This window comes from Hymenobacter persicinus, from assembly GCF_004167665.1.
GTDB lineage: Bacteria > Bacteroidota > Bacteroidia > Cytophagales > Hymenobacteraceae > Hymenobacter > Hymenobacter persicinus.
The window spans coordinates 84533-97517 of record NZ_SEWE01000016.1 but is presented as its reverse complement, the minus strand read 5'-3'; the positions used below and the strand labels follow the sequence as shown (position 1 = coordinate 97517).

General features: G+C 61.8%; 12 protein-coding genes. 6 read left to right on the top strand and 6 right to left on the bottom strand.

Annotated elements, in window-relative coordinates; translation table 11 throughout:
• Positions 1-336 precede the first annotated feature (336 nt).
• Positions 337-1101 carry a hypothetical protein gene (locus EWM57_RS09785; RefSeq protein ID WP_129920961.1) on the bottom strand — a complete coding sequence of 255 codons (765 nt, stop codon included), beginning with the start codon at positions 1099-1101 and terminating at the stop codon, positions 337-339.
• A gap of 382 nt (positions 1102-1483) precedes the next feature.
• On the bottom strand, positions 1484-2050 hold the full coding sequence (locus EWM57_RS21405; protein ID WP_207218293.1) for a hypothetical protein: 567 nt from the start codon (positions 2048-2050) through the stop codon (positions 1484-1486).
• A 247-nt stretch (positions 2051-2297) separates the two neighbouring features.
• On the opposite strand from EWM57_RS21405, the gene EWM57_RS09775 reads away from it, so the two are divergent.
• From EWM57_RS09775 to EWM57_RS09765, 3 genes are all read left to right on the top strand, one after another.
• Positions 2298-3077 carry a class I SAM-dependent methyltransferase gene (locus EWM57_RS09775; RefSeq protein ID WP_165370472.1) on the top strand — a complete coding sequence of 260 codons (780 nt, stop codon included), beginning with the start codon at positions 2298-2300 and terminating at the stop codon, positions 3075-3077.
• Positions 3078-3148: 71 nt separating this feature from the next.
• The gene (locus tag EWM57_RS09770) at positions 3149-4378 is read left to right on the top strand and encodes an S-adenosylmethionine:tRNA ribosyltransferase-isomerase (protein WP_129920960.1); all 1230 of its coding nucleotides are present in this window, start codon (positions 3149-3151) and stop codon (positions 4376-4378) included.
• 274 nt (positions 4379-4652) lie between these two features.
• Complete coding sequence (locus EWM57_RS09765) at positions 4653-4940, top strand: hypothetical protein (protein WP_129920959.1); 288 nt, start codon at positions 4653-4655, stop codon at positions 4938-4940.
• 93 nt (positions 4941-5033) lie between these two features.
• Here the strand turns inward: EWM57_RS09765 and EWM57_RS09760 are convergent, their stop codons facing one another.
• A complete protein-coding gene (locus EWM57_RS09760) occupies positions 5034-5315 on the bottom strand; it encodes a hypothetical protein (RefSeq protein ID WP_207218292.1) in 282 nt (93 codons plus the stop codon).
• Positions 5316-5493: 178 nt separating this feature from the next.
• Here EWM57_RS09760 and EWM57_RS09755 point away from each other — a divergent pair, with 178 nt between their 5' ends.
• Both EWM57_RS09755 and EWM57_RS09750 read left to right on the top strand, forming a co-directional pair.
• Complete coding sequence (locus EWM57_RS09755; protein ID WP_129920958.1) at positions 5494-5973, top strand: hypothetical protein; 480 nt, start codon at positions 5494-5496, stop codon at positions 5971-5973.
• 115 nt (positions 5974-6088) lie between these two features.
• Complete coding sequence (locus tag EWM57_RS09750; protein ID WP_129920957.1) at positions 6089-7258, top strand: ribonuclease D; 1170 nt, start codon at positions 6089-6091, stop codon at positions 7256-7258.
• Between the two features lie 86 nt (positions 7259-7344).
• On the opposite strand, the gene EWM57_RS09745 is transcribed toward EWM57_RS09750, so the two are convergent.
• The 3 genes from EWM57_RS09745 to aceB all read right to left on the bottom strand — a co-directional run bounded on the left by EWM57_RS09745 (position 7345) and on the right by aceB (position 11244).
• The gene (locus tag EWM57_RS09745; protein ID WP_129920956.1) at positions 7345-7935 is read right to left on the bottom strand and encodes a hypothetical protein; all 591 of its coding nucleotides are present in this window, start codon (positions 7933-7935) and stop codon (positions 7345-7347) included.
• A gap of 272 nt (positions 7936-8207) precedes the next feature.
• A complete protein-coding gene (aceA, locus tag EWM57_RS09740; RefSeq protein ID WP_207218291.1) occupies positions 8208-9494 on the bottom strand; it encodes an isocitrate lyase in 1287 nt (428 codons plus the stop codon).
• Positions 9495-9612: 118 nt separating this feature from the next.
• Positions 9613-11244, bottom strand: coding sequence for a malate synthase A (gene aceB / locus EWM57_RS09735; protein WP_129920954.1), 1632 nt, complete (start codon positions 11242-11244; stop codon positions 9613-9615).
• Between the two features lie 210 nt (positions 11245-11454).
• On the opposite strand from aceB, the gene EWM57_RS09730 reads away from it, so the two are divergent.
• Entirely contained in the window at positions 11455-12939 is a 1485-nt protein-coding gene (locus EWM57_RS09730) for a helix-turn-helix domain-containing protein (RefSeq protein ID WP_129920953.1), read from the top strand.
• The last annotated feature ends 46 nt before the right edge of the window (positions 12940-12985 follow it).

Here is a 12985-nt window from a genome sequence, read left to right as displayed (position 1 = left end):
TAATCTCATTAGTAAAGGATAAGTAATACGTGGCAATTATTGCCCGCAAGTAAGGGATTATATCAACACCGTTCGCTCACCGGCCAATAGCCAGACGGGCTACCCTTCTGCTCACCCAAGCGCGGTGAACCGGCGGGGTCCGAAGTCCCTTCTCATATCTGCCGCATCCGCAACTTCTACCTGCAGGAAATCACCATCAAGCTCGACCGGGAACACACCGTGCTCAAGCACGCCAAGGGCCAGATTATAGCCGCCATGAACGTGGTCAAGGACCAGAAGGAGTTCAAGCAGGCCCGCATAGTCGCCGACGTTGACCCGATGTAAGGCTGGGCGGGCTTAGCTGCCTTCCAGCAATGCCAGCAATGATATAGTGCTTCCGACCAGCAGTAGATTCAAGGCCAGCATTACAAGCAACAAATTCAACGTAAAAACCCCGATTTCAATTACCGGCAGCAGGAAAGCAAGGGCGACGACCAGCCCAAGCAGGAATGCACCTGACAGCAACAGCCATTTGCCCAGCCGTAAGTTTCGCTGAATCTGGACTTCGGGGCTCAGGGCAGCTGGAGCATTCGGCTGCTTGGCGGCCCGCCGGGCTTGCCGGGCCAGGCGCCAGCGCCCGTTGGTGCTCTGGTAAAACAACAGTGCCAGGCCCAGTAGCAGCAAGGACACCCCAAAAAACCTGGTGATTTCTGAGTAATTGCCCTGGGCACCAGCCGCGCCCACTACGCCACCCGTGGCAACGGCTAACCCAGTCAGGTTTACCAGCGTCGTGAAGGTGTCCGGCTTACCGGTGGGCACTAAGCCGACTGCCGGGCGAGCCAAAGTTGTGTCGGGGGAGGTAGCCGGTCCGCGGTGGTAGACCGGACGACTTTTTACCAACGCTTGATTTGGAGTCTGGCCTGCGGTGGCAGTATCCGGTGAAACCGAGGCAGTAAGCTCCGGCTGGGTGGCCACCACCTCGGTCGGTTTCACCGGATGAATGCTGGAGTGCTGGTAGCTGGGCGCGGCCTCGGCGGGCAGGCGGGTGGCTAGGCGGGTGCTCTGGCAGCCGGCCAGGGCACCGAGCCAGACCAGGCCCAGCCACAGGCTATATAATCTCATTAGTAAAGGATAAGTAATACGTGGCAATTATTGCCCGCAAGTAAGGGATTATATCAACACCGTTCGCTCACCGGCCAATAGCCAGACGGGCTACCCTTCTGCTCACCCAAGCGCGGTGAACCGGCGGGGTCCGAAGTCCCTTCTCATATCTGCCGCATCCGCAACTTCTACCTGCAGGAAATCACCGTCAAGCTAGACCGGGTGCGGTGCTCAAGCCCGCCCAGGCCCAGATCATGGCAGCCATGAACGTGGTCAAAGACCGGAAATAATCCGAGCCGACCCGGCTCGTGGCTGACGTGGACCCGATGTAAGGCAGTGGTAACGCGCAAAAAAAGCCCCGCCGGACGTTCCGGCGGGGCTTTTTTTATGGTTTAAGCAAGGCTTAAATCTCGTCGAGCAAGCCCAGGATGATGAGTACTACGCCGATGATGGCAATGATACCGCCCAGAATGCTGAAAATACCGCTGATACCGCCCAGCAGGGAAACCAGCAGACCCACCAGCAACAGGATGATACCCGTGCGGATGTTGCCGCTGAGCTTCGAAGTCGAAGCTGTTTCCTTCTTGGTGAAGGAAGTCTTGCTGGCCACTTTGTTCACTTGCTTCACCACTTTGGCTACGGCGGCGCGCTGCACCAGATTCAGCTTGTGCGCGGCGGGAGCCTTCACGGCAGCGGCGGCAGGAGCAGCCGCCGTAACCGGAGCGCGGTGGGCGGGAGCGGCAACCGGTGCGGCCGGTACTACGGCAACCTCAGCGGCGGGGGCGGCCTCCACGGCGGGAGCCTCGGTAGCGGCGGCCGGAGCCGGCGTAACGGCTACCGAACGGTGCGTTTCGTGGTAGGGCGTGGTCTTGGGCAGCACGGCATACTCGCCGCGGCTGCAGCTACTCAGGGCAACGGCAACGGCCGCCAGGGCCGTCAGCTTGTTCAGAATTCCGGACAAGTGTTTCATGGATCTTGGGGTTTGGTAAAAGTTCGATGACGGCCATTTTACGCAGAGAAAGCGAAAAAGTAGATTTTTTTCGCAAACTGTCCGGGCCCGCCGGGCCGGGAGGCTTTCCCAAGTGTTTAGCTTCATAGGGGTTATAGCGGGAAAACGCTATATAAAAAAGTCTGTCCGAAATCCGTTTATGCCGGGCCGCCGAACCCATTGGAGTCGGTGAATGTTAAGGAAAACCCAGTTTATTTGCCTCGTGCCTATGACTATTGCTTTTGCCCGTTCCTGGCGGCTGCTGGCCCCGGGTCTTTTCCTGCTGCATTCGGCCTGCACCCAGCTTCCGGCCGAAAGCACCGCAGCCACGCTGGCCGAGCAGCGCCGGCGCATGCCCCCCGATTCGACCGGCTACGAAACCCGCCCCCCGGCCGACCCCAACGGCATCAGCCGCTACTATTTGGGCCGGCAAATTGCCCACGTGATGGGCCACGAAGGCTCCGACTGGCTCGAGCGCAGCGGCCGCAAGGAAGAAGAAGGCACCGATATTCTGCTGCGGGAGCTCAAGCTCAAGCCCACCGACGTAGTGGCGGACCTGGGCGCGGGCACCGGCTACTTCAGCTTTCTGATCAGTCCGCTCGTGCCCAAGGGCAAGGTGCTGGCCGTCGACATTCAGCCCGAGATGATAGCCTCGCTCAAGGCCAACAAGGAGCGCTACAAAGCGGCTAATGTGGAGCCGGTGCTGGGCACGGTCCAGAATCCGAACCTGCCCGCCCGCGGCGTCGACCTAGTGCTCATCGTGGATGCCTACCACGAATTTGACCATCCCCGGGAAATCATGCGGGCCGTGCGGGCCTCCCTCACTCCCACCGGCCGCGTGGCGTTGGTCGAGTACCGGGCCGAAGACCCCAAGGTGCCCATCAAGCGCATTCACAAAATGAGCGTGGAGCAGGCCCGCCGGGAAATGAGTGCGGTGGGCTTGGAGTTCGTGGAAAGCGTCGAAGCCCTGCCCCAGCAGCACCTGATGTTTTTCCGGCGCGCCAAATAATCTGCTTTCCGACTTTGCCCGGCGCCCGGTCCCGTGAATTTCGCGGGGCCGGGCGCTTACCTTTGCAGCCTATGTCAGCCTACCCCGACCCGCGCGAGCTTTCCATCCACGATTTCACCTACCAGCTGCCCCCGGCGCGCATTGCCCCCGAGCCCTTGCCCGACCGGGACCAGTCGCGCCTGCTGGTGTACCGCCGCGGCACCATCACCGACCAGCGTTTCCCCAACCTGCCCGCCGAGCTGCCCCAGGACGCGCTGCTGGTTTTCAACGACACGAAGGTGGTGCGGGCCCGGCTGTTTTGCCAGAAGCCCACCGGCGGCCTCGTTGAGCTGTTTTGCCTGGAGCCGGTGAGCCCGCACCGGGCCATTGAGCCGGCCATGCAGCAAACCGGCCGCTGCGTCTGGAAATGCCTGGTCGGCAACGGCAAGCGCTGGAAAACCGGACCCGTCACCCTTACCTTCGAAGCCACCGGCGCCTCGGCCACGCTCACGGCCGAGCGGCTGGAAGCGGCCGAAGGCTATTCACTGATTCAGTTCAGCTGGGAGCCCGCTGCCCTGCCCTTTGCCGAAGTGCTGCGCGGGGCCGGCCACCTGCCCCTGCCGCCCTACCTCAACCGCGCCGACACCGACGCCGACGCCGTGCGCTACCAGACCGTGTACGCCGCCCACGAAGGAGCCGTAGCCGCGCCCACCGCCGGCCTGCACTTCTCCGACGCCATCCTGGCCGACTTGGCCCAACGTGGCATCACCACGGCCCGCGTGACGCTGCACGTGGGTGCTGGCACGTTTCAGCCGGTGAAAGCCGAGCAGATGGCCGGCCACGCCATGCACGGGGAGCCCTTTGTGGTGACGGCCGCCGTACTGCGGCAGCTGCTGGCCCAGGCCCCGCGCCCGATCTTGGCCGTGGGCACCACCAGCCTGCGCACCCTGGAAAGCCTATACTGGCTCGGCGCCCACCTGGCCCGCCACCCCGCGGCGGAGGCGCCTTTGCACGTCGGCCAGTGGCAGCCCTACGAGGCTGTGGCCGACATCAGCACCGCCGAGGCGCTGGAGGCCCTGCTAACTTATCTGGAGCGTCAGGGCGCGGAGGCGCTGCACGCCACCACCCAGCTGCTGATTGCGCCGGGGTACCGATTCCGGGTGGTGCAGGGACTGATTACCAATTTCCATCAGCCCGAAAGCACCCTGCTGCTGCTCGTGGCGGCTCTCATCGGGCCCGACTGGCGCCGGATCTACGACCACGCCCTGGCCCACGACTACCGCTTCCTGAGCTACGGCGACAGTTCCCTGCTGCTGCCGTAGGCCGGGAGCAATAAGGAAAATCTACCGGCCGCGGCGGCTCATCATTTCCTCATGCGCGGGAAAGAACTTAAGGGACCTGTTCACCCTAACCTCTTTTCCGCCATGCCGAAAGCAACCCCGTTTTCTGCCGACCCGAGCCGGGCTTTCCCGGCTGATACGAGCTGAGCCCGCAGCCAGCCCAGCGGTTGAGCTTACCCGCCGCTGGCCCAGGGCAACCTATTTGCTGAACCGCGTATAAAGCCTAGGTTTTACTTTCCTTATTACCTCCCTCGTCATGAAAAAAGCATTCCTGCTGCTCTCCCTGGCAGCCTTCTCCACCGCCGCATTTGCTCAGGAGCCCATGAAGTCCGAAACGAAAGTTCGGTCGAACGGCACCGTAAAAACCGAAACCCGCACGGGCCGCACCGAAGCCGGCCAGGCCGTTCACGACACCAAGGAAGGCACGAAAACGGTTGCCCGTAAAACCGGCCACGTCGTGAAAAAGGGTGCCAACAAAACCGGCCACGCCGTGAAAAAGGGCGCCAAAGCCGTGAAAAACAAAGCTGAGGACGTAGTAGATTAGTCTACCGCCGGCCGCGGCCACCTCACTTGACTATCATAAAAAGCCCCGCCTGTAATCAGGCGGGGCTTTTTTGGTGGTAAAACTGGCGGTGAATCAGCCCAGCAACTGCGCGTCGTGGGCTTCGCGGGGAGGGAGGGTAGCTGCGGCGGGGCCTTTTTCCCGCACTTCATACAATACTTTCTCCACCACCCCACGGCCGAACAAGCTCACGCCGGCGTTGAAAACCACCAAGGCGGCCGTGCCGGCGGCAACCCACTCGCCGGTTGGCGCATTTTTCACTTTCAGCTGGCTGGCCCACTGCACCAGGCAGGTACCCAACCCAATTACCATCAGCCCGGAGGGGGCAAAAACGAGCCATTTCTTCTTGTGCGTCATTGTGCAGGCGTTTCCGATGAGCAATAAGCCGGCGCCGGTCCATCAATTTTGCGTTGGCAGCCGGCCCCTTCTTTCCCAATCGTACCTTTGTGCCTCCGGGTTACGTCGGCGCGGCCGTTAGCCCGCATTTTTTTCGGGTGCCCACCGGTGGGCGCCCCTCCCCTTTTCCGTTTTTCCCATGAGTGCCCAGCCCTACGAGCAGCTTTTACGCCAAGCGTTTCATACCAAAGAAGACGTGGCCCGTTTCCTGACCGAGCCCACCCTGACGGCCTACGCCGCGTTTCAGCGGGCTCCCAAGGCCGAACTGGCCTTCCGCTTCGAGCGGGTGCGCCTGGGCGTGGCCATGGCCCTGATGAAGCTGCTGGCCGACCTGGGCGACCATGAGGAAAGCCGCCGGGTGCTCGACGTGCTCCACAAGGCCCTCGGGGCCAAATCCGTGGCCGATATCGATGCCACCATCACCCGCGACGCCAAGCTGTTTGAGCGCCTCTACACCAACCTCTACGTGAACGAGGACGGCGAGCTGCTGCTCAACCTCTTTGAGCGCACCCTCGACGCCGACACCCAGCCGCTCATGGACGAAGCCATCGGGGAAGCCCTGGCCGTGGCCGGGGAGCTGGACTTCACCCGCGACGAGGACGAGGACGACGAAGACTAGCCCGGGGTCGGATTGGGTTTGCTTGTCTGCCCTGCCTACCTTTACTCAAACAGCCCTCCCGGCCGCGGGCAGCTTTCCGTTGCTGCCCGCCTTATAGATTTGCCCCGCACGCTTGATGCCTACGATTCTCTACCTGACCACTGCTGCCGAGGTGCAGCAGGCCGCCGACACGCTGCGGGCCGCCTCCCGCATTGCCATCGACCTGGAGTTTGACGACATGCGCCACCGCTACGGCCGCAACCTCGCCCTGATCCAGATCTACGACGGCCACGTTGTCTACCTCATTGACCCGCTGCCGCTGACTAATCCGGCCGAGGAGCTCGAACCTATCTGGGCCATTCTGCGCGACCCGGCCGTGGAAAAGGTGTTTCACAGCTGCAAGTCCGACATTCTGCTGCTCGATGAGCTCTACGGTGTGCACGTGCGAAACATCACCGACACCAGCGTGCAGTACACGCTATTGGGCGAGTCCGACAACAACATCTCCCTCGGCCGCCTGATCCAGGCCGAAGTCGGGTTGGAAGTGGACAAGGGTGAGCAGAAGTCGAACTGGCTGAAGCGCCCCCTGACCGAAGCCCAGAAGGTGTACGCCGCCAACGACGTGCTTTACCTGTTTGAGCTGGCCGACAAGCTGCGCGAGAAGCTCGCCGCCCTGGGCCGCACTGGGTGGGCCGACCAGGAAAACGCCGCCCTGGAAGAAGTGCGCTACAACCGCGACGAGCGGCCCTACCTGCGCATGGCCGGCAAATACCGGATTCTGCCCAATGAGATGCCCCTGTTCCGGGATCTGTACCTGCTCCGCGACCAGGTGGCCAAGCAGCTCGACCGGCCACCCTACATGGTGTTTGCCAACGACCGGCTCTCGGAGCTCGTGCGCGACACGCCCCGGGACCTGAACGACTGGAAAAACGCCCGCGGCCTGCACCCCGAGCTCAAGCGCGCCCCGTTTCTGGAGCAGCTCAACTCTCTTTCGCCCGACAACTTTGTGGCCGTGCCCGAGCCCGCGGCCCCGGCCGAAGCACGCCGGTTTCCGTTCCGCCGCCGGCTGAGCGGGGAAAAAGCGGCCCGCGCCGATGCCCGGGAGCAGCTGTTAGTGCAGCTCAAAGGCTTTATCACCACCGACATCAACGGCTACGTGGCCAACCTCGTGCTGTCGAACCGCTTGGTGGCCGACATCGTGGAACTCGGGGCCGAGCAGGTGCTGCGCCCCTGGCAAAAGCAGATTCTGCAGGAAGCCGCCCAGCGCCACGACATCGACTACGCCCAGCTGGCTGACCCGTTTTAGAACGTAGTTCCACAAGTAGCCAACAGGCCCCCGACGCTAACGCATCGGGGGCCTGTTGGTTTTACATTCGCTTATCGCCTTGCTAACTATTGGGTATAAGCAATATCGAATCGTCCATATTGAATAGTTACATACTTACCCGGGGGTCGGCCGTCTTCCAGCTGACCTTCAAACGTGCCTGATATAATGCGCTGCGCATAGTCCACCCGCGTGACTGTGATATGGGTTGGTTTCTGGAGCTGGCTTATATACTGATACGCGCCGTCGTTCGCGCTCAAGAACAGCCCGTTGGAAGGGGGAATAACGGCGTTTGGCAGCGGCTTGTAGCGCGACTTGCCGGTTACGTAGACGCCCGGGCCGCGCAGCGTATCGATGGTCAGGTTGAAATTCTCATCGTAGCCTTCTGCCGTAAATCCCGCCCATACCGACAACGTGCGCACGCCGTTGTCGATACTCATAGTGGCCTTTACCGTATTCTCGAGGCAACGGCCGTTGCCCGTGAGGCTGTAGCAGCGCTTGCCGTAGTTGACCCACACGCGGCCATCAACTTCGAAGCCGAGCGTGTTGGCGCCAGTTTGCGTGGCGGGTGGCAGACTGAACTTAGGGTCGGACTCCTCCTTCTTGCAGCTCTGAAAAACCAGTAGGGCGGGTAACAGCAGTAGGCATAACAATTTCATGGCGGGGCTAATGGTAGGTGGCAAAGAATGTTTTGGGCCAAAACGTGGCGGTGAAAGAATAGCCAAACCTACTGCGCCAGCCGGCTGGCTTCAAACCAGAAACCAGCTTGAGCGGAGTTACCCCAGGCCCCAAAACCCACCACAAACAGTTATATACCAATATATTACTACAACCGCCGCAGACATAACCATCCGCCATTGCCCGGTAAAGGCAAAAGCAGGACTACCCAGAGGTAATCCTGCTTTTCGTACACGGGAAGCGGGAGCCTGGCTTAGTGGCTGAATTGCGCCTCCTCCGTGCTGCCCACCAGCGCGCCGGTGCTGGCCTTGCCGGCCGATACCACGCTCTGCACGGCGTCGAAGTAGCCCGTACCGACGAACGACTGGTGCTTGACGGCCTTGAAGCCATGCTTCTGGAGCTTGAACTCCCGCTCCTGTAGCTCCGAGTAGCCGGCCATGCCCCGGTCGCGGTAAGCCTGGGCCAGTTCAAACATGCTCGTATTGAGCGCATGGAAGCCGGCCAGGGTAATGAACTGAAACTTGAAGCCCAGCGCCGCCAGCTCCTCCCGGAAGGTTTCCATCTGCTCCACGCTGAGCTTGGCAGCCCAGTTGAACGACGGGGAGCAGTTGTAGGCCAGCAGCTTGCCGGGAAACTGCGCGTGAATGCCCTCGGCAAAGGCTCGCGCCTGTTCCAGGTCGGGGTGGGAAGTTTCCATCCAGAGCAGATCGGCGTAGGGCGCGTAGGCCAGCCCCCGGGCTATGCAGGACTCCACCCCGGGCCGGACGCGGTAGAATCCTTCGCTGGTACGGCTTTCTTCGGTCAGCACGAAAGGCTGGTCCCGCTCGTCCACGTCGGAGGTAATCAGGTCGGCGGCGTCGGCATCGGTGCGGGCCACGACGAGCGTGGGCACGCCCAGCACGTCGGCGGCCAGGCGGGCGGCCACGAGCTTGTTAATAGCCTCCTGAGTTGGCACCAGCACTTTGCCGCCCAGGTGCCCGCACTTCTTGGCCGACGACAGCTGGTCCTCGAAGTGCACGCCGGCGGCCCCGGCCTCAATCATCATCTTCATCAGCTCAAAGGCGTTCAGGTTGCCCCCAAAGCCGGCCTCGGCATCCGCCACGATGGGCACCAGCCAGTGCACGTCGCCGTCGCCGCTCAGGTTCTGAATCTGGTCGGCGCGCAGCAGGGCGTTGTTGATGCGCTTCACCACACTCGGCACGCTGTCGACGGGATAAAGGCTCTGGTCGGGGTACATCTGCCCGGCGCCGTTGGCATCGGCGGCCACCTGCCAACCGCTGAGGTAAATGGCGTTCAGGCCCGCCTGCACTTCCTGCACGGCCTGGTTGCCAGTCAGGGCGCCCAACCCAGCCACGTACGGCTCGGAGTGTAGCAGCTTCCAGAGCCGCTCGGCCCCCTGCCGGGCCAGCGAATACTCGATGTGCAGGCTGTTCTGGAGCTTCACCACGTCTTCGGCCGAGTAGGGCCGCTCAATTCCTTTCCAGCGGGTATTGGTGGCCCAGTCGTGCTTAATGGCGGCAATCCGTTCGTGCTTTTTCATGATGCTGAGGGGTTAGGAAGTGGAGTTTGATGCAAATGGAAGGGCAAGGCTCCGCCCGGCCGGCTGGCACAGCGGCTTTTTTTAAGAAGATCAGAAGGCGGTAGGCTTGCGTCGGTGGCTATGCCAGCTCGTCGTAGGCCGGCACGGTCAGGAATTCGATGAACTTCTCGCTGGTCACCAGCCGATCGAAAAGGCGGGCGGCGGGACTGTACTGGCCGCGGGCGTAGCGCTCCTCCCCCACCAGGGCCTTGATTTTTTCGAGCTGCCCGGGCACTAAGGAGCGGTACAGCTCCACGGTTACGCCTCGACCGTCGGCCAGCTTGGTACCGGGCGTGTGCACCCACTGCCACACCTGGGCCCGGCTGATTTCGGCGGTTGCCGCATCTTCCATCAGGTTGTAAATCGGCACGCAGCCGTTGCCGCCCAGCCACGATTCGAGGTACTGAATGGCCACATCAATATTGAGCTTGAGGCCGTCCTCGGTGATAGAGCCCTCGGGCGCCCGCACCAGGTCGGCGGCAGTTACCTGCACGTCCTCGCGCTTGTTGGCAATCTGGTTGGGCTGGGGCATCAGCTCGTTGAAGACTTCCAGGGCCACCGGCACCAGACCAGGGTGGGCCACCCAGGTGCCGTCGTGGCCGTTTCGGGCCTCCCGAATTTTGTCCTGCCGCACTTTGTCCAGGGCCAGCTCGTTGGCTTCAGGGTTGTTCTTAATCGGAATCTGGGCAGCCATGCCCCCGATGGCGTGCACCCCGCGGCGGTGGCAGGTCTGCACCACCAGCTGGGAGTAGGCGGCCATAAACGGCACGGTCATCGTGACCTGGGCGCGGTCCGGCAGGGTAAACTCGGGCTTCAGCCCCAGCCGCTTGATGTAGGAGAAAATGTAGTCCCAGCGCCCGCAGTTCAGGCCCGCGCTGTGCTCGCGCAGCTCGTAGAGGATTTCGTTGAGCTCGAAGGCCGCCGGTAGCGTCTCAATCAGCACGGTGGCCTTGATAGTGCACTTGGGCATTTTCAGCGACCATTGGGCCAGGCCAAACACGTCGTTCCAAAGCCGGGCTTCGAGGTGGCTTTCGATTTTGGGCAGGTAGAAGTACGGTGCGCTGCCCCGGCTGCAGAGCTCGTGCACGTTGTGGAAGTAGTACAGGCCGAAGTCAAACAACGAGGCGCTGATGGGCTCCCCGTCCACGAGCACGTGCTTTTCCACCAGATGCCAGCCCCGGGGGCGTACCATGAGCGTGGCCGTTTCCTCGTTGAGCTTGTACTCCTTGGTTGGGGTGCTCAGCGAAATCGTGCGGCGTACGGCGTCGCGCAAATTGCGCTGGCCTTCTATCACGTTGGCCCAGGTCGGGGAGTTGGAATCCTCGAGGTCGGCCATGAACACCTTGGCGCCGGAGTTCAGGGCGTTGATAATCATCTTGCGCTCCACGGGCCCGGTGATTTCCACCCGCCGGTCGAGCAGGTCCGGGGGCAGCGGGGCCACGGTCCAGGGCTTTTCCCGAATCAACCGGGTTTCGGGCAGAAAGTCGGGCAGCTGGCCGGCCTCAAACTCCTTCTGCCGCGCCTCGCGGCGGCCCAGCAAGTCCCGCCGGGTGTGGTCGAAGCGGCGGTGCAGCTCGGCCACGAAGGCCAGGGCCGACGGCGTCAGGATTTCGGCGTACTCGGCCGAGTAGGCACCAACGACTTTCACCCGCTCCGGCGTCAGGTAGGTGGGCGGCGAAACAAGGGTCTGAGGCTCAGCGAATGGCGACATAAAGCTATGGGTTTGGGGTTGGCAGTTGGAAAGCTACTGACCAAACATAGCCAAGCGAATTTTATTATCCTAGCGAATATTCGCTAAAATTTAAAAACCCTGCTTTCTAAGTAGATTTGCGGGGATTGTTTTTTCACTTTCTGCTGCTCAACTGGTTCCAACTCTTGGTCCGGAGAGTGGCAAGTCAGGTTTTCGACGGGTTCTGAACTTATGCTGAGTCACGGTCAGGTAGTGCGGTTAATTTTTGGGCTGAAGCTGCGGGAGCTGCGCCAGGAGCGCGGGTTTACACCCACCGAAATGGCCCGGGCCTGCGACGTGTCGGTGTCGTATCTGAATGAGATTGAGAAGGGCAAAAAGTACCCCAAGGCCGACAAGATCCTGAGTTTGAGCAAGGTGCTCGGCGTCACCTACGACCAGCTCACCTCCCTCACCCTAAGCCGGAAGCTGGAGCCCATTTCCGAGTTGCTGCAGTCGGACCTGCTCAAGGAGTTTCCGCTGGAGATGTTCGGGCTCGACCCCATCCGCATCGTGGAGCTGATTTCGGATGCGCCGGCCAAGATGAATGCCTTCATCAGCACGCTGTTTGAAATTGCTCGCAACTATGAAATGCGCCAGGAGCACTTTTTCCTGGCCGCCCTGCGCTCTTACCAGGAGATGCACGACAACTACTTCGAGGAGCTCGAGCAGGACGTGCGCACCTTCGTAGGGCAGGAAAAGCTGGCCGTGGGCGCCCCCTTCGACACCACCCAACTCGAGGCCGTGCTGACGCGCAAGTACGGCTACACCATCGACCGCACCGAGCTGGGCAACTACGCCTCCCTGGGCCGGCTGCGGTCGGTATTTCAGCCCAAAACCCGCCGCCTGCTGCTCCGGCCGGGACTGAGCGGAGCCCAGGAAGCCTTCGTGCTGGGCCGCGAAATTGCCTTCAACTACCTGGGCCTCAAGGAGCGCCCCTACGTGAATGCCTCCTTCCCGGTGCGCAGCTTCGACGAAGTGCTCAACAATTTCAAGGCCTCTTACTTCGCCGGCGCCCTGCTAATGGAGGAAGACAGCCTAGTGCGCGACTTTCAGAAGCTGTTTGCCGGCAAGAAGTGGGAACCCGCCGCCTTGCTCGACATCATGGCCCGCTACGACGTGTCGCCGGAGATGTTCATGCAGCGCATGACCAACCTGCTGCCCCGCCATTTTGGGCTCCAGAGCCTGTTTTTCCTGCGCTTCGACCAGGCTGATGCCGACGCGGCTTACGTGCTGACCAAGGAGCTTCACCTTTCCCGCCTGCACAACCCCCACGGCAACGAGCTGCACGAGCACTACTGTCGGCGCTGGATTTCGCTGTGGCTGATTGCTGAACTGCGCGACAATCCGCCTCTGGAGCCGACCACCGTTATTGGCGCCCAACGCTCCCGCTACTACGGCACCGACGACGAATACCTCTGCCTGACCCTGGCCCGGGCCGCCTCGGCCACCGAGCCCGCCGTGAGCGTGAACGTGGGCCTGCTCTGCGACGACAACCTCAAGCAGAAAGTCCGTTTCCTCGACGACCCGGCCATTCCGGTCAAGATTGTCAACGAAACCTGCGAGCGGTGCCCCATTCCCGACTGCGAAGTGCGGGCGGCCCCCCCGCTGGAAATTGAGCGTCAGCAGCGCAGCCGGGAGCAGGAAGCCGCCGTGGCCGCGCTGGTCAACGGGGGGTAGCTAGTTGTCAGTCGATAGTTGTTAGTTGTTGGAGTTTAGGGTAGTG